This window comes from Luteimonas sp. 3794, from assembly GCF_031456825.1.
In the GTDB taxonomy this organism is placed as follows: Bacteria; Pseudomonadota; Gammaproteobacteria; order Xanthomonadales; family Xanthomonadaceae; genus Luteimonas.
The window spans coordinates 78,923-105,900 of sequence record NZ_JAVDVJ010000001.1 but is presented as its reverse complement, the minus strand read 5'-3'; the positions used below and the strand labels follow the sequence as shown (position 1 = coordinate 105,900).

The following is a 26,978-nucleotide window of genomic DNA, read 5'->3' as shown; positions in this document are numbered from 1 at the left end:
GAAGCGCGTGGAATCCATCCGCATCCGCCGCGCCCATCGACGCGGCGGATGTGCAGGTCACGCGGAGCGCCTCAGTAGCCCGCGGCCTGCCCGTCCTTGCGCGATTCGCTGGCGCCGACCCAGCCACCTTCCGAGTTGACCATGATCGCCTGGTAGCCGCCGTAGGGACCGTGTGCGAAGCGCACCGAATGGCCCTTCTGCATCAGCGCGCGCACGGTCTCGTAGGGGAACCCGCTTTCCAGATCCAGCTCGCCGCCGTCTGACATCGCGGTGTTCTGGCCGGTCGGTTCGGTCGAGCCGTCGTGCTGGATGCGCGGGGCGTCGCCGGCTTCCTGCAGGTTCATGCCGAAGTCGATCATGTTGAGCAGGATCTGCACGTGGCCCTGCGGCTGCATCGCGCCGCCCATGACGCCGAACGCCAGCCACGGCTTGCCGTCCTTGGTCGCGAACGCGGGGATGATGGTGTGGAACGGGCGCTTGCCGGGCTCGAATGTATTGGGATGGCCGGGCTTGAGCACGAACTGCTCGCCGCGGTCCTGCAGGATGAAGCCCAGGCCGGGCGGTGCCATGCCGCTGCCCATGCCGCGGTAGTTGGACTGGATCAGCGAGACCATCATGCCGTCGGCGTCCGCGGTGGTCAGGTAGATCGTGTCGCCCTCGTCGAGATGCGCCGGCGTGCCCGGCTGCACTTCGCGCAGCGCGGTGTCCATCGAGATCAGCGCGCCGCGCTCGCGGGCGTAGTCCTTGGAGATCAGCCGCTCGACCGGCGCCGGATGGAATTCGGGGTCGGCGTACCAGCGTGCGCGGTCGGCGAACGCGAGCTTCTTGGCCTCGGTGAACAGATGCACATGCTCGGGACTGCCAAAGCCGTAGGACGCGAGATCGTAGGGTTCAAGCAGATTGAGGATCTGCAGCGCGGCGATGCCCTGGCCGCTCGGCGGCAGTTCCCACAGCTCGACGCCGCGGTAGCTGGTCGACACGGGATCGACCCAGTTGCCGGTATGCGCGGCCATGTCCTCGTAGGCGAGAAAACCGTCGTTGGCGGCGAAGTAGTCGCCGATCACCCGCGCCATGTCGCCCTTGTAGAACGCGTCGCGGCCGCCATCGGCGATCGCCTGCAGCGTGTTCGCGAGGTTGGGGTTGCGCCAGGTCTCGCCCTTGCGCGGCGCGCGGGTGCCGTCGACGGTGAACTGTTCGCTGAAGCCGGGCCACTTGGCCAGCCGTGGCACCGAGCGGTCCCAGTAGTACGCGATGACTTCGTGCACGGGATGGCCGTCGCGCGCATAGCGGATCGTCGGCGCGAGGTTCTGCGCCATCGTGCGCTTGCCGAACCGGCCGTGGAGCGCGAACCAGCCGTCGACGGTGCCGGGCACGGTGACCGGCAGCGGGCCGTGCGGCGGAATGTCCGTCAGCCCACGACGCTGGAACTCGGCGAGCGTCAGTGATCTCGGCGAGCGGCCGGAGCCGTCGTAGCCGTGCAGTTTCTGCGTCTTCGGATCCCAGACGATCGCGAACAGGTCGCCGCCGATGCCGTTGCCGGTCGGCTCCATCAGGCCGAGCGCGGCATTCGCAGCGATCGCCGCATCGACCGCGCTGCCGCCGGCCTTCATCGTGTCGAGCGCGATCTGGGTCGCCAGCGGGTGCGAGGTCGCGGCCATCGCATGCGGCGCGTAGACCTCGCTGCGGGTCGCGAACGGCTGGCCGGTGATGCGGTCGGCGGCGAGCGCGGGCAGCGCCGGCACGGCGACCAGCAGCAGGACGGACAGCAGGCGGAGGCGGCCGGCAGGGACGGATCGAGGCATCGGGATTTCCGGGGCGGGGCAGGCGGACACGATACCGTCTGGCCGGGACGCGTTGTCGCCCCGGAGGACGATGCAGCTGCCTGGGCCATGGTGGGAATCAGGTTTGCTGGGGCGCGCGATCGACGGTGTCCGGTCTCGCCCCATCGCGCGCGAGCGCGCTCCTACAGACATCCCCCGCAACGATGCGCTAACGCGTCGCCGGTTTCCTTGCCGTGCGCCTGGCCGGCTTCGCGGCCGGCTCGAGCTGCCGGACCTTGCTGGCGACAGCGCCTTCCTCGCCGTGCAGCGTCAGCAGCGATTCCATCAACTGCTCATCGGCGCTCGAGCACACGCCGAGCAGCAGCACCTCGTCACAGCCTTCCGCGGCGATGTAGGCGTGGCCCATGTTCGAGTCGATGTACACGCCTTCGCCGGTCTCGAGCACGATCGGATCGTAGAACTCGGTGTGGACTTCCATGCGGCCCTCGAGGACGTGGATGTACTCCTCGCCGGAGTGGTGCACCAGCGCGCCGAACTCGGCGATGGTCTTGGCGCGCACGCGGGTCAGGACCGGGATCATGCGTTTGCGGCGCAGTTCCGGGCACAGGTAGTAGTAGTCGTAGTTCGGCGTGGTGATGCGGATCGCATCGTCGACGCGGCCGATGCTGCGGCGCGCGGTGACCGGCGGCTCGGGCGCCTCGTCCTGTTCGGCGAACAGCTCCGACATGCGCAGCTGCAGGCGCTGGCTGAGCTGCAGCAGCTTGTCGTAGGTCAGCGTCAGCCGGTCGTGCTCGACCTTCGACAGCGTCGACAGCGGGATGCCCGAATGTTCGCTCATCTGCTTGAGCGTCCAGCCTTTGCGCGCGCGCAGCGAGCGCAGCAGGCGGCCGATGGTGGGGTGTTGCGCTGTCATCCGGGTCGGGTCCGTTCGTGTGCTCTTCGGGATCATCATCGCCCCAGCGGGCGACGTGTGGAAAGGCGCGGCGGCACGCGCCGTCCGTTCCTCCGTCGCTTTATGGGGACTTCCGGCACGGTTGACAATTCTCTGATTGGGATCACTATCGCCAATCAGGACAAAACCGGGGTAGTGCGATGCGCGTGATTCCAACCTTCCTGTTCGCCGGGCTGCTTGCGGCCGGCGTGGCATTCGCGGCAACGCAGGATGCGGCGATCACGCCAGCCCCGGTGACCGCGCCGCTGACACCTGCCGCCCCGGTCGACGCCACCGTGGCCGACGCGCAGCCACCTGTCGCCCCCGGCGGCGCCCCCGTGCTGAGTGCCGCGGACGCCGAAGCCTGGCTGGACGGCTTCGTGCCCTATGCGCTGGCCGCTGGCGACATTGCGGGCGCCGTCGTGGTGGTGGTCAAGGACGGCGAGGTGCTGCTGCAGAAGGGCTACGGCTATGCCGACCTCGCCGCGCGCACGCCGGTCGACCCGGCCGCCACGCTCTTCCGTCCGGGCTCGGTGTCCAAGCTCTTCACCTGGACAGCAGTGATGCAACTGGTCGAGCAGGGCAAGCTCGACCTCGACGCCGACGTGAACCAGTACCTCGACTTCGAGATCCCGGCCCGCGACGGTGTACCGGTGACGCTGCGCCAGGCGATGACCCACACCACCGGCTTCGAGGAGCAGGTCCGCGCGCTGATCACGGCCGACCCCGACGAGATCTCGCCGCTGGGCGCCGCGCTGAAACACTGGGTGCCCGAACGCATCCATGTGCCGGGCGCCACGCCGGCCTATTCGAACTACGCGACCGCGCTGGCCGGTTATATCGTCGAGCGCGTGTCGGGCGAATCGTTCGACGACTACATCGAACGCCATATCTTCCAGCCGCTCGGCATGGCCCATTCGAGCTTCCGCCAGCCACTGCCCGCGCCGCTGCTGGCGAACATGTCGATGGGCTATTCGAAGGCGTCCGACGGCGAAGCCAAGCCCTACGAGTTCATCAGTCTGGCGCCAGCCGGCAGCCTCGCCGCCACCGGCGCAGACATGGGGCGCTTCATGATCGCGCATCTGCAGGACGGCGCACTCGGGAACGCACGCATCCTCGACGCCGACACCGCGCGCCAGATGCATTCCACCGGCCAGGCGTCGATCGGACCGCTCAACCGCATGATGCTCGGATTCTACGAAACCTCGGTCAACGGCCATCGTGCGATCTCGCATGGCGGCGACACGCAGTGGTTCCACAGCGACCTGCAACTGTTCCTCGACGACGGCATCGGCCTGTTCGTGTCGATGAACAGTTCGGGACGCGACGGCGCGACCGGTCATATCCGCTACGCGCTGTCGCGCGGCTTCGCCGACCGCTACCTGCCGGGCACGCCCGCGCAGACGCCCGGCGTGCCGGAAGCCGACGCCAAGGCGCACGCCGAGCAGATCGCCGGCACCTATACCAGCAGCCGCCGGCCGGACCGCAATTTCCTGTCGCTGGCTAATGTGCTGGGACCGGTCAAGGTGGTCGCCAACGCCGACGGCACGATCACCGTGGCGATGGCGACGGGCGCGAGCGGCGCACCCAAGCAGTGGCGCGAGATCGCACCCTACGTGTGGCAGGACCGCGACAGCACGGACCGCCTGGCGGCCGACGTCGTCGATGGTCGGGTGGTGCGGTTCACCATGGAGCCGTACGCGCCGATCATGGTGTTCGAGCGCATCTCGGCCTGGCGCGCGCTGGCGATGCCGCTGCTGGTTGCGAGCCTCGTCGTGCTGCTCCTGACCGTCGTCGCATGGCCGGTTTCCGCCCTGGTGCGGCGCTACTACGGGGCGCCCTACCGGCTGGCCGGCACCGATGCCCGCGCGCATCGCCTGGTGCGGATCGCCGCGCTGCTGGTGTTGCTGGCGATGGGCGCGGCCCTGGCGCTCGTCGTCGGCATGCTGAGCAACCTCGCGATGACCAGCCCGGATACCGATGGCCTGATCATCGCCGTGCGCCTGTTCGCCACGGTGGTGCTGCCGCTCGGCGCGGCGGTCGCGGTCTGGAACGCGTGGCAGGTGCTGCGCGGCAGGCGCCGGGTGCTGGCCAAGCTGTGGGCCTTGCTGCTGGCGCTGGCCTGCCTGTTCCTGCTGTGGATCGGTATCGCCCAGCACGTCATCGGCTTCGGCGCGAACTACTGACGACCCGATGCACCGGCGGCATCAGCCGCCGGTGCGTTCGCCCCTGTCCCTACGAGGAACGCGCGTGACTGCCCAGCCGGTCGAACTCGAGCTGCACAACGAACCCTTGCCCCTGTCGGCGCCGTTCCGGATTGCCGGACACGTGTTCTCGGCGATGCCGGCCACGGTGGTGACCCTGCGCGCCGGCGCGCATGTCGGACGCGGCGAAGCCGCCGGCGTCTACTACACGCACGATCATCCCGAGACGATGCTGGCCACACTGGAGGCGATGCGGCCACGCATCGAGGCGGGGCTCGATCGCGAGACCCTGCGCACGCTGCTGCCCGCCGGCGGCGCCCGCAATGCACTCGACGCTGCGTTGTGGGAGCTTGAATCGCAGCAGGCCGGTGTGCCGGTGTGGCGACTCGCGGGTCTCGACGGCGTGCGCACGCTGCTGACGACCTTCACCGTCGGCGCCGACGATCCCGCGGTCATGGCCGATCACGCCGCGGCGTATACCCAGGCGCGCGCACTGAAGCTCAAGCTGACCGGCGACGCGGACCTCGACGCGGCGCGCGTACGCGCGGTACGCGCGCGCTGTCCGGCGGCATGGATCGCTGTCGACGCCAACCAGGGCTACGACGGCGCGTCGTTGCCCGCCCTGATGCCGGCGCTGCTGGAAGCGGGCGTGGCGCTGCTGGAGCAGCCTTGCGTTCGCGGCCGCGAGCACGAACTCGACGGCATCACGCGCGCACTGCCGTTCGCCGCCGACGAAAGCATCCTCGATCTCGCCGAACTCGAAGCGCGTCACCACCACTTCGACGTCATCAACATCAAGCTCGACAAGTGCGGTGGCCTGACCGAGGGGCTGCTGATGGCGCGCCGCGCGCGCGAACTCGGCAAGCAGGTCATGGTCGGCAACATGTGCGGCACCAGCCTGGCGGCCGCGCCTGCGTTCGTGCTCGGCCAGTTCTGCGACGTGGTGGATCTGGACGGGCCGATCTTCCTCAAACAGGACCGTTCGCCGTCCGTGCGCTACACCGACGGCCATATCTGGTGCGGTGACGAGGTCTGGGGGCCGTCGGCCGCATGACGCCCTTGGGCGCCACATCGCTGGTTCCCGCCGACAACACGTTCGCGCTGCTCGCGGTGTTCTTCGGGATCACCGCGATCGGCGCGCTGCTCGAAAAGACCCGGTTCGGCCGTCGCGTATCCGGGGTGATGCTGGTGATCGCGATCGCGATCGCACTGGCCCATTTTCGGATCATTCCGGCCGCCGCGCCGGTCTACGGCGCCATCTGGACCTACTTGGTGCCGCTGGCGATCGCGCTGTTCCTGCTGCGGGCCGATCTGGTCAGCATCGTGGTCGAAGGCGGACGCACGCTGGTCGCGTTCCTGTTCGGGGCGGTCGGCGTGGCGGCCGGCGCCTGGCTGGGCGCGCAGCTGCTCGACCTGGGGCCGTTCGAAGCGCAGTACGCGGCCGTGTTCAGCGCGACCTATGTCGGCGGCTCGCTGAACTTCGCCGCGGTCGCCGAAGCCATCGGCTTTCGCGACCCGAGTGCACTGGCCGCGGGCGTGGCGATCGACAACGTGGTCGGGCTGGGCTATCTGCTGATGGTGGGGGCGGCCGCGTCGTGGCCAATCTTCAGCCGGCACTTCGCCTGGCGCGCGTATCGCCTGACCGACGTGGGCGACCAGGCCGATGCAGTGGAACGCGTCCCCACCGTCATCGACCTTTCGCTGGCACTGGGCTTGGCTGCCCTGGCCTGCGCAGCGGGGACCGCGATCGCCGACGCGCTGGGACAACCGGCCTACGCCATCCTCTACATCACCCTGCTGATGGTCGCGATCGCCACGCTGGGCCGGCGCTGGCTGGGCTCGATCGCAGGGCCGGAGCTGGCCGCAACCTTATTCATGTACCTGTTCTTCGCGCTGCTCGGCGCGGGCGCCGACATCGGCGCGATGCTGGGCGCGGCGCCGGCCCTGTTCGCGTACGTGCTGATCATCTTCGCGGTCCACGTTGTCTTTATCCTCGTGGGCGCGCGGCTGTGCCGGCTCAACCATGCCGAGATCGTTATCGCGTCCTCAGCCTGCATCGGCGGCCCGCCGATCGCGATCGCGTTCGCGGTGCTGTTCGGCTGGCGGCGGCTGGCGGTGCCGGCCGTGGCCACGGGCGTGCTGGGGTATGTGCTCGGCAACTTCGTGGGGATCGGCCTGTTCGAAGCGCTGGTGCGATGAGCGGCCGTCGATGTGGCACGGTCCGCGGATGCGCGGGCGACAGGTTCGCGGACAGCCGGGAATGTCCGCATCGGATTCTTGGAGACCGACGATGTATCGACTGACCCCCGTTCTGCTGGCGTCCGCGTGTGCGCTCGCCCTCGCCGGCTGCAGCACGACGCCAGCGTCCGAGACGCTGTCAGATCACTACGACCTGCTGATCCGTAATGGCCTGGTCTACGACGGCACGGGCGGCGCGCCGCAGCGCGTCGACGTGGCCGTGCGTGGCGACCGGATCGCCGCGCTGCTGCCGCCGGGCAGCGCCGCGGCCGCCGACACGACGCTCGACGCGCAGGGCCGCGCGGTGTCCCCGGGCTTCATCAACACCCTGAGCTGGGCGACCGAATCGCTGATCGTCGACGGCCGCGGCATGAGCGACACCAGACAGGGCATCACGCTGGAGATCTTCGGCGAAGGCTGGTCGATGGGACCGGTCAACGCGCGCATGAAGGCCGACGCGCTCAAGCAGCAGGGCGACCTCCGCTACGACATGCCGTGGACCTCGTTCGGCGGCTACCTCAAGTTCCTCGAGCAGCGCGGCATCACGCCGAACGTCGCCTCGTTCGTCGGCGCGACCACGGTGCGCATCCACGAACTCGGCGAGGACGATGTCACCCCGACGCCCGCGCAGCTCGCCGGCATGCAGGACGTGGTGCGCGAGGCGATGCGCGAAGGCGCGCTCGGCGTCGGCAGTTCCCTGATCTATCCACCGGCGACGTTCGCCGACACCACTGAACTCGTCGCCCTGGCGCAGGCCGCCGCGGAATCCGGTGGTGGTTACGTCTCGCACATGCGCAGCGAGGCCGACCGCTTCCTCGAGGCGCTGGACGAGACCATCGCGATCGCGCGCGCCACCGGGCAACGCGCCGGGGTCTACCACCTCAAGGCAGCGGGCGAGAAGAACTGGCCGAAGATGGCGCAGGCCATCGCCCGCATCGAGGCCGCGCGCGCCGAGGGCCTGCAGGTCAGCGCCGACATGTATGCCTACACCGCCGGTGGCACCGGCCTGACCGCGAGCCTGCCGCCGTGGGTGCAGGCGGGCGGCCACGATGCGATGGTCGCGCGTCTGCGCGACCCCGCGATCCGCGCACGCGTGCTCGCGGACATGCGCGCGCCCGGTGTCGACTGGGAGAACCTGCGGCTGCTGGCGGGCTCCGACGAGCGCCTGCGGCTGCTCGACTTCCGCAGCGCGGCGCTCAAGCCGCTGAGTGGCCGCACCCTGGCCGATGTCGCGCGCGAACGCGGCACCTCGCCCGAGGACACCGCGATCGACCTGATCATCGAGGACGATTCCCGGATCGGCACGGCGTATTTCCTGATGAGCGAGGAGAACGTCGAGCTCGGCCTGAAACAGCCGTGGGTCAGCCTGGGGTCGGACGCCGAATCGTCGGCGCCCGAAGGTGTGTTCCTCGAATCCAGCACCCATCCGCGCGCCTACGGCAACGTCGCGCGCTTCCTGGGGCACTACGTGCGCGACCGCGGGCTGATGCCGCTGGAAGAAGGCATTCACCGCCTGACCGGACTGCCCGCGGCGAACTGGAAGCTGGACCAGCGCGGCTGCCTGCAGCCCGGCTGCTATGCCGACATCGTGGTGTTCGACCCGGCGACGATCATCGACCACGCCACCTACGACGCGCCGCGGCGCTACGCGACCGGCGTTGGCGATGTGTTCGTCAACGGCGTGCAGGTGTTGCGCAATGGCGAACACACCGGCGCCACGCCCGGGCGCGTCGTGCGGGGTCCGGGCTGGCAGCCATCGGCGATCCCTGCGACCGAGTGACGTGACCGGGTGGCACGCACTGCGAGCCGTTCTCCAACCGTGTTGACAATTCTCTGATTGGGATCATGATCCCTGATTAGGATAATCGTCTGGGGAGACAACCGATGCACGCGTTCCGATCCGCACGTCCGTGGTTCCGCTCACCGTTGTTTCTCGCCATCGCCAGCACACTGGCCTGCGCCGCCACGGCGCCCCTGCTGGCCCAGGACAGCGCCGACACCTCGTCGTCGCCACGGGCCACTAATGCCGTGACCCTCGATTCGGTCGTCGTCACCGCCAACAAGCGCGTCGAGAACGTCCGCGCTGTCGGCGCCTCGATCAGCGTCATCGGCGAGCGCCAGCTGGAGAACATGGGCGCCAGTTCGCTGTCCGATTACGCGGCGCTCATTCCCGGCATGCAGGTGCAGAACGGCGGCAGCCCCGGACTGAGCACGGTCTCGCTGCGCGGCATCTCGGCCCTGTCATCCGGCGCCACTGTCGCCACTTACATCGACGAGGTGCCGGTCGGTTCCAGCGGCATCTACCAGGACGCCAGCGGCCTGATGCTGGACCTGCTGCCCTACGACATCAGCCGCGTCGAGGTGCTGCGCGGTCCGCAGGGCACGCTGTACGGCGCCGGTGCGATCGGCGGCCTGCTCAAGTACGTGACCCGTGCGCCGGACCTGACCCATGCCGAGGCCCGCGTCGGCTTCGGGGTGCGATCGGTCTCTGACGGCGGCGAGGGCTGGAACGGACGCTTCGGCGTCAGCCTGCCGCTGCAGGAGGACCGGTTAGGGCTGCGCATGAGCTTCGCGCGCAACGGGCTGCCGGGCTACACCGACAACGCCATCGACGGCCGACAGGACATCAACGGGGGCGAGCAGGTCGGCGGGCGCATGGCGCTGTCGTGGGACGGCGACGTGGCTGATATCGACCTCTCGGTCCTGCACCAGCGCATCAACGCGCACGACCGTGCGCAGGTCGCGCTCGAGCCCGGCAGCTACGCGCCGCTGGGCGGCGAGTTCGAAGGCAGGACGTGGCAGCCACAGCCCTTCACCAAGGAACTGACGCTGGCGTCGCTGAGCGTGGTCTGGGACCTGGGCTGGGGCGATTTCGTCTCCGCGACCGGCTGGTCGGAGACCAGGACGCTGGACCAGATCGATAGCACCGTGCAGTTCGGCGAAGTCGCCGACCTGCTGCTGGGCTTTCCGGAACCGGGCAGTTCGAACGTGCGCTACACCTTCGACCTCGACAAGATCACCCAGGAGTTCCGCTTCACCTCACGCACCGGCGGACGCTTCGAGTGGATGGCAGGCGCGTTCTATACCAAGGAAGACGCGCAGCAGAACCAGGTCGCGTGGCTGGGTCAGCGCGACGGATCGCCGCTGCCGGCGCCGTTCGACACGGCATTCGGCACTCTGGCGGTGATCGGCCTGCCGAGCACGTACGAGGAAGTGGCGGTGTTCGCCAATGCGTCATGGCGGTTCGGTGAGCGCTTCAAGATCGATGCCGGCCTGCGCCAGGCGCGCAACGATCAGTGGTTTAGTCAGAACGTCAGCGCAGGCATCCTCGCGCCGATCGGAGATGCACCCGGCGAATCGACCGAAGATGTGTTCACCTGGAGCTTGAGCCCGCAGTTCAAGCTGGCCGAGGACACGATGCTGTACGCGCGCTTCGCCACCGGCTACCAGCCCGGTGGCCCCAATGTCGCACTGCCTGGCATCCCGCCGAGCGTCGATTCCTCGATGCTGGCCAGCTACGAGGTCGGGCTGAAGTCGCAGTCCGCCGATCGCCGTTTCCAGGCCGACGTGTCCGCGTTCCGGATCGAGTGGGACGACATCCAGGTGGCGTCGTCGTTCAACGGCATCGGCGGCCTGGTCAACGGCGGCGAAGCGACCAGCGAGGGCGTGGAACTGGCCTCGCAGTTCCGCGCCACCGAGGCGCTGACGCTCGGCGTCAATGCGGCCTACACCAAGGCGCGGGTCAAGAACGATTTCGAAGCCACGACCATTCCGCAGGGCGATTTCGATGTCGTCCTCAACACCGGCCTGGCCGGCGACCGCATGCCCTATGTGCCGACGCTGTCATGGGCGGCGACCGCCGAGTACGCGTTCATGACCGCGCAGGGCCTGTCCGGTCAGGTGGGCGGGGTGCTGCGATTCACCGGCGAGCGCTTGAGCGATACCACCGAACGCCAGCGCGTCACCGCGCCTGGCGACCCGTCCACCGTGCTGCAGGAGGAGGTTACCGCGCCGTTGCGGCTCGACAGCTACCGCGCCCTCGATCTCTACGCCGGTGTCGGCCGGGAACGTTGGGAACTGCGCGCTTACGTCAGCAACGTCACCGGTGAGGGCGGCTTCTCGTCGATGACGCCGGCGGCCGGCGCGCTCAGCGGCGCGGTCGCGTATCTGGCGGCGGTGCCGATCCAGCCGCGGACGTTCGGCGTCGAATTCGACGTCCGGTTCTGAGGCGGACGGACCCGGCCCCATGCCCACTGTCGCCGTCGTGCCGCACGCCCCCGAGGCGTTGCCGCAGCCGTATCTGCTGTTTCTCGGGGACATCGTCGAACCCGGCTATGCGAAGACCGCGTTCGGTCTGCGCGACTGGGCGCCCGAGCGGTGCATCGGCGAGTTCTCCTGTCCTGGCGCGACGGTCAGCACCGGCCTGCCGCTGCTGACGCCCGTGCAGGCCCGCGCGCTGGGCGCGCGCGCGCTGGTCATCGGCGTCGCCAACCCAGGCGGGAGGATCCCAGCGGCCTGGGTGCCCGCGCTGCTTGATGCGCTGCAGGCAGGGCTCGACCTCGTCGGCGGCATGCACGCCCGGCTGGCCGGCATCGACGTGCTGCGCAACGCCGCGATCGCGCATGGACGGCGTCTGATCGACGTGCGCGAACCGCCTTCGGAACTGCCCGTCGCCAGCGGCCGCAAGCGCACCGGCAAGCGTCTGCTCACCGTGGGCACCGACTGCGCCCTGGGCAAGAAATACACCGCCCTGTCGCTGGCGCGGGCGTTTCGCGAACGCGGCCTCGACGCCACGTTCCGCGCCAGTGGACAAACCGGCATCCTGATCGCCGGCGCGGGTGTGCCGATGGACGCGGTGGTCGCGGACTTCGCGGCCGGCGCTGCGGAATTCCTGTCGCCCGATGCCGACCCGGCGCACTGGGATGTCGTCGAAGGCCAGGGCTCGCTGTCGCATCCGGCCTATGCGGGCGTGTCGCTGTCGCTGTTGCACGGCAGCCAGCCGGACGTCATCGTGGTCTGCCACGCAGTCGGACGCGAACGCATGCTCGGCCATGCGCATTACCTGGTGCCGTCGATCGAGGAGACCATCGACCTCGCGCTGCGGCTGGGCGCCCGCACCAATCCCGCGATCCGCTGTGCGGGCGTGAGTCTCAACACCGCGGCGCTCGAAGATGCAGCCGCGCAGGCAGCGATCGCATCCATCGCTGCCCGCCTGGGCCTGCCGGTCGCGGATCCGGTCCGCGGCGGCGCGGCCTTCGAACGGCTGGTCGACGCCTGTCTCGCATGACGTCCCGGGCCAGCTGGTTCCAGCGCTACCTGCTGCCGGGCTTCGTGTTCCAGGCGGCGGTGATCGCCGGCGGGTATGCGACCGGGCGCGAACTGGTCGAGTTCTTCCTGCCGGCCGGTCCCTGGGGCGGCCTGCTCGGCATGACGGTCAGCATGCTGGTCTGGAGCGCGGTGCTGATGGTCAGCTTCGAGCTGGCCCGCGTCGCCCGCGCCTGGGACTACCGCACGTTCTTCAAGGTGCTGCTGGGCCGCGGCTGGTTCGCGTTCGAGATCGGCTACGTGCTGCTGATGCTGGTGATCCTGGCGGTCATGGGCGCGGCCGCCGGCGAGATCGCCTTCAGCCTGTTCGGCCTGCCGAAGCTGGCGGGCTCGCTGGCGATGATCGCCGCCACCGGCGCGCTGCTGTTTTGCGGCAGCGCCGCGATCGAGAAATTCCTGGTCGCCTCGGTCGGCTATCTGTACCTGGTCTACGTGGTGTTCGTGATCTGGGCGGTGGTGGCATTCGGCGACCGCATCGGGACGAACTTCGCGTCGGTGCCGGTCGACACGGGCTGGTTCAAGGCCGGCGTGACCTACGCCGGCTACAACGTCGCCACCATTCCCGCGGTGCTCTTCTGCGTGCGTCACTTCGGCCGTCGCCGCGAGGCACTCGCCGCCGGCGCGCTGGCAGGACCACTGGGCATGCTGCCGGGCGTGGTGTTCTACATCGCGATGATGGGCTATTACCACGAGATCGGCGCCGAGGCGCTGCCCTCGGCATTCCTGCTGGCGAAGCTGCAGGCGCCGTGGTTCGAATGGGTGTTCCAGCTCGCGGTGATGCTGACCCTGGTGGACACCGGCGTCGCGCTGCTGCACGCACTCAACGAACGCGTGGCCAATGCCTGGGCCGAACGCCAGCGGCCGATGCCGCGCTCGCTGCGTCCGGCGCTCGCGGTCGGGGTCATGCTGATCGCGGTGTATGCCGCCACGGCCGTCGGCCTGGTCGACCTGATCGCCAAGGGTTACGGCACCCTGACCTGGTATTTCCTGGCGATTTACGTATTGCCGCTGATGACCTGGGGCGTATGGCTGCTGTGGCGCCGCAGGTCCATCGAAGCCGCGCCCCTGCCTTGAACGACACGTCCGCGAGGACGGGAGACACTGTCATGCCGACCCACCTGCCGGCCATCACCGCGGCGCTTCTGTCGCTGTTCGCGATCACTGCCGTCGCGGCGCCGCCTGCCGGTTTCGATGCGCGGGTCGAGGCGGCGATGCACGCCCGCGACGTGCCGGGCATGGCGATCGCGATCGTCGAGGACGGTCGGATCGTGCACGCCAAGGGCTATGGCGTGCGCCGGCTCGGTGCGCCCGAACGCGTGGACGCCGACACGATCTTCCCGACCGGTTCCACCGGCAAGGCGGTGACAGCGGCGGCGCTGGCGATCCTCGTCGACGACGGGAAGCTCGGCTGGGACGACCGCGTCATCGACCATCTGCCCGATTTCCGCATGTACGACCCCTGGGTCACGCGCGAGATGACCGTGCGCGATCTGCTGCTGCATCGCAGTGGCCTGGGGCTCGGCGCGGGCGATCTGCTGTTCATTCCACGCACCTCGCGCAGCCGCGCCGACATCGTGCGGGCGCTGCGGCACATCCGGCCCGCCACGAGTTTCCGCAGCGGCTACGCCTACGACAACATCCTCTATATCGTCGCTGGCGAAGTAGTGGCAGCCGCCAGTGGACAGGATTGGGAAACCTTCGTGCGCGAGCGCATCTTCGTGTCGCTGCAGATGCGTACCGCAACCAGTCATGAGGACGACCGGTTCGCGACCGCCAATCGTGCGCAGCCGCACGCCCGCCTGGATCAGCGCCTGCGCGGCCTCGGCCCACAACAGCTGCTGCCGGAACGCGAAGGGCTGGGTCAGGTCGGTGCCGCAGCAGGCGGATTGTCCTGGAGCGCGCAGGACTTCGCGCGCTGGCTGCAGGTGCAGCTGGCGCTTGGCGCGCTCCCCGACGATCGCGGCCGGCTGTACAGCGAAGCCTCGGCGCATGCGATGTGGACGCCGCAGGTGCCGGTGCCGATCCACCCCTACCCGGCGCCGATCACCGACATCACGCCGCAGTTCTCCGGCTACGCGCTGGGCTGGAACGTCCAGGACTACCGCGGCATCAAGGTGGTCCAGCACGGCGGCGCGGTGTTCGGCGTGCTGGCGTTCACCGTGTTGGTGCCCGAGCGCAACCTCGGCATCTCGCTGCAGATCAATTCCGAAGACGTCGAAGTCCTGCGCGGGCTGGGCTTTGAGCTGCTCGACCACTACCTCGGCTTCGAACCCCGCGACTGGGTCGCGGCGTTCGCCACCTGGAACCAGGCGCGCCTCGCCGACGGCCTGGCCGCGCTGGAGGCGACTGGCGCGCAGGTCCGCAAGGCATCGCGGCCCTCGTTGCCGGCGGCGGGTTACGCCGGGACCTACGCCGACGCCTGGTACGGCCCGATCGCCATCACTGAAACAGGCGACAGGTTGCGGATCGACTTCCGCCAGACGCCCGGCATGCAGGGCACGCTGACCCACTGGCAGTACGACACCTTCCGGGTGGCCTGGGACGATGCGGCGATCGAACCGGCCTCCGTCGCCTTCGCCTTGGATGCAGGCGGCAAGGTCGCGCAGATCCGCATGCAGGCGGTCTCGCCGACCGCGGATTTCAGCTACGACTACCACGACCTGCTGTTCGAGCCGCAGGCGGTGAAGTAGCGCGACATCTGCATGGCGCGGCCGCCTCCGGGTTTGCCGGACATGCCGCCGAGGTGATCGCCGACACGCGCGTCTTCCGAACTGCGAACCTTTGCGCTCGTTTCGGCGGCCGGAATCGTCGATGCTCAACGGGCCCGGGCGGCGATGTCGCGCTTGCGGTGGTGACGATGTCGAAGGGGTGCAGAGGATGGATGACGGAATCCGGGGTCCGGAATGCTCATGGACATGATGAAAGCCAGGGAGCGGCGCACTGCTGCACTGCACGTGCAGGCGTTCGCACGTGACCGCGACGAGGCACGATGCGGGGTCAAAATTCTGCTGAATTCAGCGCGCGGCATCGGCACCATTCCTAGTCCTTTGCGCGCGCATCGCGTGCTGCTCGTCAGCCTTGCGCTTGCCCTGGCGGCCTGCGCGCCCGCTTCGAATCCAGCAGCCCCGCCGGTCGCTGTGACGAACCCGGCACCGGCAGCGACCTGTCCGAGCGAGAGCTTCGACGCCTTCATCGAACGCTTCGGTCGTGAGATCGCGTTCCAGGAACTGGCAACGTCGGATCCACTCGTCATCGAGCGTTACGACATCGCGGCCGAGCCGGAACCGCGTCGGGTCGTGCAAGAAATCGCGTTGGCGGATGTGGTCTGGCCGGTGATGCCGCGCCTAGATCTGATGAGCGGTCGCGGTCGCGTCTACGACATCGCCCCAACCGCAGAAAATCGGATGGAAGTGCAAATCCGCACGCCCGATACCAGCGACCAGCAGCGCTACGTCTTCGGCCAATCTCCGTGTTGGCAACTGCAGCGTGTGGTCGACGAGTCGATCTGAACTCTGCCGCGCTTCGATTCAAGGCGCCAGCTCGCTTCAAGGAGTCATGGATGCACACAACATGGATGTCTGCGCTGTTCTATCTGGTGCTTCTCGCCGGATGCGGCGCCCAGGAAAGTCCGGCCGCTGCACAAGATGCAGAAGACAACGCAACGCGTGCTGATGCCTCGCCCACGCACGCGCCGGAAGTACATGCATCGCCAACAGCCGGAACGTCGGTCTCGGATGATCCGTCCGCTTTCGCGCCCGAGGGCGCCACCTTGGTCGATACCCTGCGGGGTGATCTGACAGGGCGTGGCACCTCCGACGCATTGATCGTGTTTTCGCCGGCCACGACAGAAGCGCAGCCCCTCGGGAGGGGTCAGGCGCGTACGGTTGTTCTGCTGCGTCGTGATGCGGCGGGCACTCTGCAGAAAGTGGCCGAGAACGCGCGCATCGTGCCGTGCGAGCGCTGCGGCGGCATCGCTGGCGACCCGTATGCCTACGCCCGGATCGAGGCGGGTACCGTGACCCTGGCGGTGGCCGGCGGTTCGCGCGAACGCTGGTTCAGCGATTACGTTTTCCGCTACGCGCCGGAGCGCGCGACCTGGCAGCTCGATCAAGTGGTCCGCGGTGTGACGGACACGCAGACGGGATTACAGAAGCAGACGGAACTGCTCGTCGAGGACTTTGGCGATATTGGATTTGCGGATTTCGATCCCGCGGCCCTTCCCCCGGCACCAGCATTGGATTGACGGGTGGAGGGCGTCTCGATCAGCCAAGAATTGGCGGAGCCGCTCCGTCACAACGCACCCAGCAGAAGGAACTGCACATGACCACAGAACGGGAAGCACAGCTGTTGCACGATGCCTATGCAGCCGGCATCACCCAGCCACGGGAACTGGCGAACTTCATGGCCCAAGTGGGCCACGAATCTGGCGGGCTCGAGCGGCTCGAAGAAAGTTTCCGCTATACGCGGAGTGCGGAGCAGATCAGCAGCAACGTGCGCTCGGCATTGCGCGAGGGTCGGGATGCGCTGGAGGCCGCTCGACTGGAAGCGCTGGCAGGCCGCCCCGAGCAGCTTGCCGAGTTGATGTACGGCGGACGTATGGGCAACGCAGAACCGGGCGACGGCTATCTGTATCGCGGGCGCGGCTATATGCAGCTGACCGGGAAGAACCAGTACGCGGCCGCTGGCGAAGCACTTGATCTGGATCTGGTTGGAAACCCCGATCTCGCAGCACAGCCCGAGCACGCGTCACGCATCGCGACGTGGTACTGGCAGCAGAACGTGCCGCGGGACGCACGAGAAGATGCGCGCGGCGCAGGCGCGGCGATCAACGGTGCCGATCCGCCGAACGGCCTGGCAGACCGCGAGCAACGTTTCGCGCGCTGGGATCGCGAGATCACGCCTGAACGCATCCAGGCCGCGGCGGTCGCGCAGGGGGTCGGGATGGAGATCAGTGGTGCGGCATCGACCAGCTTCGATCAGACCATACGTCTCATGCTCCCGCCGCAAGCCGGCATCGCGCCACACGTCACCGGCCACTATGGCGAACATCGCGGGGAGCGTGCCCATGGTGGAACGGATTTCAACTATGTCGGCGGCCAGAACGGGCTCAATCTGGCGCACCCAGCGGTGCACAGCCCGGTCGCGGGCGTGGTCACGATGTCCGGCGGCGCATTCGGTACGGTGAAGATCCGCGATGCGCAGGGGCACTCGCACGAAATCCTGCATCTCGAAGATCGCCTCGTCGTAGCGGGTCAGACGATCGCAGCGGGCGATCCGATCGGCACGATGGGGGGGCGGGGGCCTGACGGCCCGGAACAGTACGCGCGGCACGTGCACTATCAGTTGCGCGATCCACAGGGTGCGCTTCTCAGTCCGGAAGCGTTCTGGGATCGCGCGCCAGTTGCGATGCGCGAAGAAGCGGTCCCAGCAGACCCACTTCGGGAAGGCAGTCGTGGCAGGAACGTCCACGACCTGCAGGTCGCGCTCGCCGGACTCGGCCTCACCGACGCGCGTGAGATCCCGCTGCAGCCTGACGGTGTATTCGGCGCCCGGACGGCAGAGGCCGTTCGGGCGTTTCAGCAGGCGCAAGGTCTGGACGTCGATGGCATCGTCGGGCCGGCAACGCGAGGCGCACTGGAACGATTGGCGCCGCATCAGTCAGCGGCGGCCCCGGGCGCGCCGCAGAATGCGAGCCCATTCGCCTCGCCGCTCGACGCGTTGCTCGCGGCCGCGAAATCTGGCGATCCAGACACGCTCAAGGACGCACTGCACGATTTCTCGCAGACCAGTTTCGGTCGCGAATTCAAAAGTGCACAGACCGAACGCGTAAACGAACCAGCGCAGAGCGCTCAGGAAGCCGCTCCGGAACAGGGCTGCCGGTGATCGAGGTGTGCCGATGAATGGGAGGAGTCGACGAGCTGGGGTCCGCCCCAGCTGTCGACGCATGCGTTGGAGGCCTAGGGTTGGGCTGTCGGTCTTAGGGAGAGGGTCATGAGCTTCAGCGTCCAGTCGTCGAACGTCGCGCAATCCAGTCTGCAGGCATTTTCGCCAGTGGATGCCTCGCGCGCGCAGCCGCAGGGCGCGCCGCCCATCCCGACCGGCAGCTATCAGCTCGAACCGGGCTATCACCCGCAACTCGGTGCGCTGTTCGCCGCGGGTGGCAATGCCGCGAATGCGGCGTCCTTCGATGCGCAGGTGCGCGGACAGGATGCCAAGGTAATCGATCTTGAGCTGATGCAGATCTCGTCCGCGGTCTACGATCCGGCCGTGCAGCAGGTCGGCGACTGGAGCCGGGTCAGCGATGCGGATCTGATGGCCGCGGGTATCGATCCGGCGTTGCTGGAAAACCCGGAAAGCGGGTTCCGTGCCGGCATCTATACCGATGGCGAGGGCAACCATGTGCTGGCCTTTGCCGGATCGAACGATCTCAAGGACTGGACCGGCGCGAACTTCCGTCAGGGCCTGGGCTGGGAGTCCGAGCAGTACGACGAGGCGGTGCAGCTGGCGCAGCTGGCGTCGGCGGCGTACGGCGACGATCTGGCGATCACCGGGCATTCGCTGGGCGGTGGACTGGCCGCGACTGCGGCCATGGCCGTCGACGGGGCCGCGGTGACCTTCAATGCCTCCGGTGTGCACGACCGCACCATCGAAGGTCTGGGCCTGGATCCCGCAACCGCCAAGGCCGACGCCGCCGACGGCCAGATCCGCCGCTACAACGTCGACGGCGAAGCCCTGACCAAGGCCCAGCAGGACATCTGGGGGGTCAACTCCATTCCCGATGCGCCCGGTCACGAGATCGTGCTGGACGATCCATCCCCGCTGACCGGTTTCGACCGCTTCAATCCGATTTCGATCGTCTCCCACAGCATCGCCAAGCACATGCAGGACGTGGTGATCGAGGCGCTGTCACAGCAGCAGCCGTGGGCGAACTGAGCTGATCCGTGTCGAGGGGATGCCCGCGGCGGCTGTGTGAGAATGCGGGCATGCGCGCCGCAGTCCTGAGCCTGTTGCTGATGTTGTCCGGCGCCGCCTGCAGTGGAGACGCGATGGACGCTCGAGCCGCTTTCACCGATGCCCGCGCGGCTGCGCTGGCCGATGCCGTTGCGTCCGACGACGCCGATGCCGTGCGCACCCAGGTGCAGGCCGGCGCCGATGCCAACGCACGCGGCGACAAGGGCGTGAACCTGTTGCAGATCGCGATGCTGGCGCAGGCCAAGGACGCACTGAAGGCATTGCTCGATGCCGGCGCCGATCCTAATGCGCCCGGCCTCGGCGGCGCGACGGCGGTGCACGGGGCCGCGATCGCCGACGATCCCGAATACCTGCAGATCGTGCTCGACCGCCGCGGCGATCCTGATGCCCGACACGGCGAAACGAACGCGACGCCGTTGGCCGGCGCGACCGGCCCACGGACCGATGTGCAGTTCCGCATGCTGCTCGCCGCCGGCGCCGATCCGGGCGCCGCCGACCGCACCGGCAACACGCCGCTGCACAAGGCCGCGATGATCAACGCAGGCGACCACGTGCTGGCCCTGCTCGACGCCGGCGCCGATCCGCTGGCGAAGAACACCCAGGGCGCCACGTTCCAGCGGTTCTTCTTCAAGACTCCTGACGCCCGCCTCAACGACACCGCGCGCGCGAAGCGCGAAGAAGTGGTGGCATGGCTGCAGGCGCATCAGGTGCGGCTCGAGGCGGGCAGCGGCTGAGCGTGTCAGCGGTCCACAATCTGACCTTCTGCTGAGCGGCGTCTCCTGACTGCACTTACAGATGACCCCGCGGCGCTTGGGTCGGATCAATCGACAGTGCTGCCGTCTGCATGACCTTGTATCTCGGTTTGCCCTGACTAGCGTCGTGTCTCTGCCAGGGTCGAGTGTTCGTCGCGGCGTTGCGCCGGGGGGCCGGGAAGACGTTGGAAATGCCCAGTCACTCCTGCGGATTTCGACAGACGCATGTCCGCTCAAGCAGAAGTCCATGGGTGCGCGCGCGGACATGACGAAAGTCCTCGGATGACCGGACATACGTCCGCTGAAAGCCCCGCCTTACCAGACATGCGTGTGTTGAGAGCTGCGGGAACGACGACGCATGGTTTCAGTCGCCAGCTGAGGCACGACGCTCATCAGGTCCCTTTGCGAGGGCGCCTGTTCCGTGCTGGATCCAGGGTCGCCGCGATCGCGCGTCCGGTGACGGACGGCCGGCGTTGTCAGCCTGAACGGGATGGCCCGGGATCTGGTGCGCTCTATCCACGATGCCCGTCTGCGTCCTACGCAGCGCATCACCAGATTGAGGGCGCCGTCGAATCGAGGCGGCGCAACCGCCTCAGGCTGCCTCCCAAGCCGACAGCACGCCACCGCGCCGCCTAGTGCCCGCCCTAGATGGCAGCCGCTCCCACCCGCGCTAGCGTGGAGTCCTCGAAGAGCCTGAGTGGAGCACGGTCATGTCCCTGACCATTGGCGATGGCATCGGTGGCGTCCAGGACACCTGGCGTCCGCAACAGACGCCGTTCCAGTCATACAGCCCGCCGCTGCCCCCGCCGCAGAGCGGTAGCTACCGTCTGGACACCGGCTATCACCCACAGATCCAGGCACCGGGCACCTCGCCCGCGCAAAGCCAGGGGCAGGGCGGCACCAGTCCGTACGCGATTCCTGCCGGCAGCACGCTCGACGAAGTGGCCAGCGGCACCCAGGCGCAGCCGTTCGACGTCACGCTGTCGCAGCTGGCGACTGCCGTCTATGGCACCCGCGGCGCCCCGCCTCCGGGCTGGGACGCGGTCAGCGACCAGCAGCTGATGGACCAGGGCGTGGCCGATCCGCAGGCCTGGCGTCTGCAGTACCTCGGCGCCAACGACGCGGTGCCGGCCAACGATCAGGAATTCCGTGCCGAGGTCTATACCGACGGCGCCGGCAAATACGTGCTGTCCTATCGCGGTACTGCCGAGGGTGGTCCGGACTGGGAGAACAATTTCCGCCAGGGCCTCGGCTACGAGACCAACGACGGCGACAAGTTCAGCGTCACCGCGGTCAATACCGCGCGTGAGTTCGCGAACGTGTTCGGCGACAACGGCGCCAATTCCTCGAATCTTGCAATCACCGGCCATTCGCAGGGCGGTGGCCTGGCCAGCGTAGGTGCGCTGGCCAGCGGCATCCCAGCGGTCACGTTCGATGCGTCTGGGATCCATCCCGATACGCTCGACCGCATGGGCATCGATCCGCAGGCCGCGCGCGACAGCGCCGAGGGTGGACAGATCCGCGCCTATTCGCTGTCGAGCGATGCATTGACCAACGTGCAGGACAGCTGGGTGACCGGCATCGTCGCGCCGGATGCGCTGGGCACGCAGATCGTGGTCGACCCCGCAGCGGCCGACGCGAACAGCATGTTCTCCAACTACGGGCCGATCGAAGGCTTCTCGCAGTCGCAGAGTGATGCGATCAACACCGGCGTGGAGATCGTCCGGCATCCGCTGACCGGCGCGGTGATGCCACTGGCGGGCCTGATCGGCAACGTCGCCTACGCAGGCATCAGCCACAGCCCCAATGCGTTGACCGCCGGCATGATCGAAGCACAGCCATGGCAGGCCGGCTACCAGAATCCGTCGTCGCTCGGCCGCGATCTGCAGAACCTGCTGCCCGATGTGACCAAGGACGACTACGCCCGCAACGTGCATGACTTCGCCACCGACATCGACGCCGTGGTCGCGAACGAATTCGCCAACGGCCAATTCGTGCAGGGCGGCATCAGCTTGGCGGGTGACTTCGCCGAAGGCGCGTTCAATTCTGCCGGCGACACCATCGACGGCTATGCCGATCAGCTGGCCGGGGTGGTCGATCGCAACGTCGGTGGCTGGGGCGGCGATCTGCTCTCGGGTGCAATCGACGGCGCGGGCGATGTCGTCGAGTTCAGCACCGATGTGGCCGGCCAGGTGACCGAGACGCTCGCCGACGGCGCGGGTTGGGTGGCCCAGGGCGCGACGAACTTCGTCGGTGGCCTGTTCGGCCGCTGAGGCTCACGGACTGCGCTTGTGCCGTGGGTATGATCGGGCGCTGACATGATTCGCCTCCGCGCCCTGTCTTCGACCGTCCTTCTCCTCTGCGCCGCAGGGTGTGCACAGCCGTCCATGAGCAACGACGCATTCAATACGCCGACAACGGCGCAACTGGCCGATGCCGTCCGCCGCGGCGATGCCGCCGAAATCCGCCGCCAGCTTGAGCACGTTGCCCCTGACACGCCGGGCAGTGATGGTGAAACGCTGTTGATGGAAGCGATCCGCCAGCGCCGCGCGGCCAGCGTGGAGGCATTGCTCGAAGGCGGCGCCGATCCCAATCGCGTCAATGCGCGTGGCGACACGCCGGTGCATGCGGCCGCGTTCTCCGGCGATCCGGCCATCCTGCGCGCGGTGATCGCCAGGGGCGGCGACGTCGACGCGGCCAACCCGCATACCGGCGCCACGCCGCTGATGCAGGCCCTGCTGTCGCCGACCGCCGGCCAGGCCGAGGTGCTGCTCGATGCCGGCGCCGATCCGAATCTCGCCGATCGCAATGGCGACACGCCTCTGCATGTCGCCGGCCGCACCAATGGCGGCGCGGCGATCCTCGCGTTGCTGAGCAAGGGTGCCCGGCCGCAGACGGAGAATTCGCGCGGCGTGACCTTCCAGCACGCGTACTTCGGCTTCCCCGCGCACCTGCTCAACGACCGCGCCCGCGCCGAGCGGCGCGAGATCGTCGCCTGGCTCAAGGCCAACGGCGTACCCCTGGAAGCGAACGTCGCCGCGACGTACTGAGCCCGCTGCCGCCCTGAACGGCCGCGGGGCTACCTAGGGTCCGCACCAGCTGTCCGGCGCCGTCCGGCCACCTATCGTCGGGCTATCGTTTCCGTAGGTGCGCGCCATGAGCCTGTCCCCGGTATCCGGCAACAACACGCCCGTCGATCCGTTCCGCGATTTCGCGCTCGATCCCGCGCTGCAGACCTCCGCAGTCCTGCAACCGCGCAGCCCTGCGAACGTTGACACCAGCGCCGGCTTCCCGCGCGGCGATGGCAGCTTCGCCGATTCGGTCCGCGGCACCGACCCGCGGCCCGAACAGGATCTGCAGTTCGCGTTGATGGCCAACGACAGCTACACGCTGACCGGCCCCGATGGCGTGACCGGGACCGCGTCAGAAGCCGATCTGCAGGCCGCTGGCTGGAACCGGCTGCAGCCCAGCGCCGACGGCACGCACCTCGTTGATGCGCAGGGCAACCAGATTCCCATCTCCCCCGGCGACCTGCACGACGCGCAGACCGGCTTCGATGCTGCGATCTACCAGAACGCCGAGGGGCAGTACGTGGTCGCCTATCGCGGCACCGACAACTGGGGTCTGGGCGCCGGCGGTGATTCGCGCGCCAATGGTGGCCAGGGTCTCGGCATGGAGACGGCGCAGTATTCGCAGGCGATGACGCTGGCGAACATCGCGGTCGATACCTTCGGCGAGGGCAATGTCGCGATCACCGGCCACTCGCTGGGCGGCGGCCTCGCATCGGCTGCAATGTTGGCGACCGACGTGCCGGGCGTGACCTTCAACTCGTCCGGCCTGAGCAACAACACGCTGGCCGGCCTGGGCTTCAATCCCAATGCCGCGCGCGGTGACATTGCCGACAGCGGACAGATCCGACGTTACGTGGTCAACGGAGATCCGCTTACGCTCGCGCAGCAGGATATCCCCATGCTCCCGATCGGCGGCGTGTCGCCGCCGAACGCGGTCGGCACCGAGCTGCGCGTCGCGCCGCCCGAAGGCATGGGCCGCTTCGACATGCTGGGGCTGCACGGCGGTGGCGGTGACAATCCGTCCTACGTCGAAGCCCTGCGCCAGCACGAGCCACAGGCGCCGGTCGACCGTTCGGGCACCAGCCTGGGTCTGGCGTTGGGCACGATCGAGAACATTGGCGAGCACAATCTCAACCAGCTGGGTTCGCTAGCCAATGGCATCGGCGGGCTGTATTCCGATGGTCGCTCGACCGTGACCGAAGCCGTCAGCGGCATTACCGACACGGTACAGAACGATTACGGCAACGGTCGTTATGTCGGCGGCACCTTCAGCATTGCCGGCGATGTAGTCGACGGCGTGGTCGGCCTCGGCGGCGATGCGATCTCCAACACGCTGGGCACCGCAGGTGACGTGGTGGAAAACGTCGCCAACCTCGGCGGCGGCGTATTGCGCGACCTGGGTGACCGCACCGGTCTCGATGCACCGTTCGACGCAGTGGCGAGCGGCGTGGAATGGACCGGCCGGGCGGTCGACACCGTAGCCGACACCGTCGGCGACGGCGCGCAGTGGGGGCTGGACAAGGTTGGTGATGGCGCCGAATGGGTCATCGACCGGGCTGGTGACGGCGCCCAGTGGGTGGGTGACCGCGTGGTCGATGGCGTGACTTGGACCGGCAATCGCGTCGCGGACGGCGCACGCGCGGTCGGTGACGCCGCCAGCTGGACCGGCGACCGACTGGCCGACGGCGCGCGCTGGGCCGGTGAAAACCTCAATCCGCTCAACTGGTTCCGTTGAGTCGCGCATCTGCGTACGGCGTCGGTGTCCTGCCTCTCCCCCGCTTTGTCACAACGCCCGATCGCAGCTCGGGCTAGGCTGATGCCTTGTACCGCTTGGGAGGCCTCGCCATGACCGGTGTTGCTTCGATCACGCCCTATCCGCAGTGGCGGATCGTCGCCTGCATCGTGCTGGCGCTCGCTGCCAGCGGCGCCTGCGCCAGACAAGGAACCAGCATGACCCAGGACCACGCTTCCGACCCCGCCGCCTCCGCGCTCTCGCGCGCCGCGAGCGCCGGCGATGCCGGAGAGATCCGACGCCTGATCGCCGACGGCGCCAATCCCAACGCCAAGGACACCCAGGGCTCGCCGCTGCTGCAGGCCGCGATCCTGCGTGGCGACCGCCGCGCGTTTCAGGCCCTGCTCGATGCCGGCGCGGACGCGACCACCGGCGCGGCCAACGGCAACACCGCCGTGCACGTGGCCGCGATGCAGGACGATGCCGGCTATCTGAAAACGCTGTTGGACGGCGGCGCGTCGCCCGACACACCCAATACCAAGAACGGCGAGACACCGTTGTTCAACGCGCTCGAAGCGCGCAACGACGAGAACATCCGGCTGCTGCTCGAAGCCGGCGCGCGCGCGGACGCGACCGACGCCTTCGGCGCGACCCTGCTGCACAAGGCCGCGCGCATCAACGCGACCGGCTGGGTGGTGCGCTTCCTCGAAGCCGGCGCCGATCCCACCGCCCGCGACCGCGTCGGCGTGACCTTCCAGCCTTCGTTCTTCCGCGCCCGCGACGCGGTGTTGTCGGCCGATGCGAAGCGCGATCGCGAGACCGTGCGCGACTGGCTGGTCGCGCGGCAGATTCCGGTGGAAGACAAGCACTGATCGAAGAAACGCAGTGAGCGCACGGACGCGTTCGGCGAGCAGGTACGTCTGAATAAGCCCGCGATTGCGACCCCTTGCAGACATCAGCGCCGCCGTCCCGGCGCAGGCCGGGATCCAGCGCCTTTTGCCATCGCAGGGTGCAGTGGGAACTCAACTGCGCTGCGGCCCCCCGTCAATGGCCGCGGTGAAACTCGAGAAGGCTGGATAAGCCGCGCTTCGCGCTGCCGAGATGCAGCTGCAGCCCACGCTCGGATTGCGATGGATCGCGCGTTCCGTGCAGTCAGGCGCCCACCGGCTTCACCACGCTCGAGTCACGGCCAGGCAGGCGGCGCGGACTGCCACGCGGCGAATACCTCCGCCAGCGTCGCGCGTTCGGCGGCCGTCCAGTCGGGCAGCAAGGCCGGATAGCGCGCCGGATCACTCCACAGCGCAGGTTCGGTGCGTACCGCCGCTGCATACCAGCGCACCGCCTCGTCGCGGCGGTCGTTCGACCACAGCGCCAGTGCGAGCGTCGGCGGCGCCCACGAGGGACGGACGAGCCGGCCCTCCAGCGCCTGCCGCCATTGGTCGAGCGCTTCCTGATGGTGGCCGCGGCGATACAGATCCCAACCGTAGTTCCAATGCACCGTGCTGCGCTGGGGCGAGCGCGCCGGCAGCGCACCGAACGCCTGTGCATACATCGCGCGGCCGGTGTCCTCACGGCCGCGGCGCATCAATGCCTGGGCGAGCTGGGCACGCGCCTGGTCGGCATTGCGGGCGTTGCGGTCGATCAGCTGCATCAGCCGCGCGTGTGTCTGGTCGTCGTCGCCGGCGATCGCGACGACCGGCGATGCCGTGCGCGTGTCGTCATCGAAATAGAACTCGGCCGGCGCCGGCAGCGTCTGTGCGCCGACGGTCGACGCGAGCAGCAGTCCAAATCCGCACAAGCCGGAACGCAGGTACCCCATGTCCATTTCCCCCGTATGTCGTTGCTGTGTCGTGCCGATGACCCCACATCCCCGGCACGATTGTAGCCACGACGCGCGGTCAAACGCCGGGGCCGGGTTCACGGATGGCGCCGCAGCGGTCGGTATACGGGTGATCCCGGCGTCACGAGTTGC

General features: G+C 68.4%; 20 protein-coding genes. 17 read left to right on the top strand and 3 right to left on the bottom strand.

Annotation, left to right across the window (positions count from 1 at the left end):
* Positions 1-71 precede the first annotated feature (71 nt).
* Positions 72-1,802, bottom strand: coding sequence for a gamma-glutamyltransferase (gene ggt / locus J2X52_RS00460; RefSeq protein ID WP_310147332.1), 1,731 nt, complete (start codon positions 1,800-1,802; stop codon positions 72-74).
* A gap of 187 nt (positions 1,803-1,989) precedes the next feature.
* Positions 1,990-2,694, bottom strand: a complete 705-nt coding sequence (locus J2X52_RS00455; RefSeq protein WP_310147330.1) for an XRE family transcriptional regulator — start codon at positions 2,692-2,694, stop codon at positions 1,990-1,992.
* 179 nt (positions 2,695-2,873) lie between these two features.
* On the opposite strand from J2X52_RS00455, the gene J2X52_RS00450 reads away from it, so the two are divergent.
* From J2X52_RS00450 to J2X52_RS00370, 17 genes are all read left to right on the top strand, one after another.
* Positions 2,874-4,898: a serine hydrolase gene (locus J2X52_RS00450; protein ID WP_310147328.1), complete on the top strand. Its 2,025-nt coding sequence runs from the start codon at positions 2,874-2,876 to the stop codon at positions 4,896-4,898.
* A gap of 64 nt (positions 4,899-4,962) precedes the next feature.
* Positions 4,963-5,970 carry a dipeptide epimerase gene (locus J2X52_RS00445; RefSeq protein ID WP_310147326.1) on the top strand — a complete coding sequence of 336 codons (1,008 nt, stop codon included), beginning with the start codon at positions 4,963-4,965 and terminating at the stop codon, positions 5,968-5,970.
* Complete coding sequence (locus tag J2X52_RS00440; RefSeq protein WP_310147324.1) at positions 5,967-7,115, top strand: DUF819 family protein; 1,149 nt, start codon at positions 5,967-5,969, stop codon at positions 7,113-7,115. Before J2X52_RS00445 ends, J2X52_RS00440 begins: the two co-directional genes overlap by 4 nt.
* A 91-nt stretch (positions 7,116-7,206) precedes the next feature.
* Entirely contained in the window at positions 7,207-8,934 is a 1,728-nt protein-coding gene (locus J2X52_RS00435) for an amidohydrolase family protein (protein ID WP_310147323.1), read from the top strand.
* A 104-nt stretch (positions 8,935-9,038) separates the two neighbouring features.
* Positions 9,039-11,381, top strand: a complete 2,343-nt coding sequence (locus J2X52_RS00430; protein WP_310147321.1) for a TonB-dependent receptor — start codon at positions 9,039-9,041, stop codon at positions 11,379-11,381.
* A gap of 19 nt (positions 11,382-11,400) precedes the next feature.
* Positions 11,401-12,441 carry a DUF1611 domain-containing protein gene (locus J2X52_RS00425; protein WP_310147320.1) on the top strand — a complete coding sequence of 347 codons (1,041 nt, stop codon included), beginning with the start codon at positions 11,401-11,403 and terminating at the stop codon, positions 12,439-12,441.
* Positions 12,438-13,553, top strand: a complete 1,116-nt coding sequence (locus tag J2X52_RS00420; protein WP_310147318.1) for a hypothetical protein — start codon at positions 12,438-12,440, stop codon at positions 13,551-13,553. The genes J2X52_RS00425 and J2X52_RS00420 overlap by 4 nt, the downstream gene beginning before the upstream one ends.
* Positions 13,554-13,585: 32 nt before the next feature.
* Entirely contained in the window at positions 13,586-15,169 is a 1,584-nt protein-coding gene (locus J2X52_RS00415) for a serine hydrolase (protein ID WP_310147316.1), read from the top strand.
* A gap of 219 nt (positions 15,170-15,388) precedes the next feature.
* Positions 15,389-15,988 carry a hypothetical protein gene (locus tag J2X52_RS00410; RefSeq protein WP_310147314.1) on the top strand — a complete coding sequence of 200 codons (600 nt, stop codon included), beginning with the start codon at positions 15,389-15,391 and terminating at the stop codon, positions 15,986-15,988.
* A 50-nt stretch (positions 15,989-16,038) separates the two neighbouring features.
* Complete coding sequence (locus J2X52_RS00405) at positions 16,039-16,722, top strand: hypothetical protein (RefSeq protein WP_310147312.1); 684 nt, start codon at positions 16,039-16,041, stop codon at positions 16,720-16,722.
* 77 nt (positions 16,723-16,799) lie between these two features.
* Positions 16,800-18,362, top strand: a complete 1,563-nt coding sequence (locus J2X52_RS00400; RefSeq protein ID WP_310147310.1) for a peptidoglycan-binding protein — start codon at positions 16,800-16,802, stop codon at positions 18,360-18,362.
* Positions 18,363-18,470: 108 nt separating this feature from the next.
* Positions 18,471-19,412, top strand: a complete 942-nt coding sequence (locus J2X52_RS00395; RefSeq protein WP_310147309.1) for a hypothetical protein — start codon at positions 18,471-18,473, stop codon at positions 19,410-19,412.
* Positions 19,413-19,462: 50 nt separating this feature from the next.
* Positions 19,463-20,185 carry an ankyrin repeat domain-containing protein gene (locus tag J2X52_RS00390; protein ID WP_310147308.1) on the top strand — a complete coding sequence of 241 codons (723 nt, stop codon included), beginning with the start codon at positions 19,463-19,465 and terminating at the stop codon, positions 20,183-20,185.
* Between the two features lie 728 nt (positions 20,186-20,913).
* A complete protein-coding gene (locus tag J2X52_RS00385) occupies positions 20,914-22,476 on the top strand; it encodes a hypothetical protein (RefSeq protein ID WP_310147307.1) in 1,563 nt (520 codons plus the stop codon).
* A gap of 114 nt (positions 22,477-22,590) precedes the next feature.
* Positions 22,591-23,253, top strand: a complete 663-nt coding sequence (locus J2X52_RS00380) for an ankyrin repeat domain-containing protein (protein WP_310147305.1) — start codon at positions 22,591-22,593, stop codon at positions 23,251-23,253.
* A gap of 106 nt (positions 23,254-23,359) precedes the next feature.
* Complete coding sequence (locus tag J2X52_RS00375) at positions 23,360-25,009, top strand: Mbeg1-like protein (protein WP_310147303.1); 1,650 nt, start codon at positions 23,360-23,362, stop codon at positions 25,007-25,009.
* A 110-nt stretch (positions 25,010-25,119) separates the two neighbouring features.
* On the top strand, positions 25,120-25,878 hold the full coding sequence (locus J2X52_RS00370) for an ankyrin repeat domain-containing protein (protein WP_310147302.1): 759 nt from the start codon (positions 25,120-25,122) through the stop codon (positions 25,876-25,878).
* A gap of 311 nt (positions 25,879-26,189) precedes the next feature.
* Here J2X52_RS00370 and J2X52_RS00365 read toward each other — a convergent pair whose 3' ends face one another.
* The gene (locus J2X52_RS00365; protein ID WP_310147299.1) at positions 26,190-26,825 is read right to left on the bottom strand and encodes a tetratricopeptide repeat protein; all 636 of its coding nucleotides are present in this window, start codon (positions 26,823-26,825) and stop codon (positions 26,190-26,192) included.
* Positions 26,826-26,978: the final 153 nt, after the last annotated feature.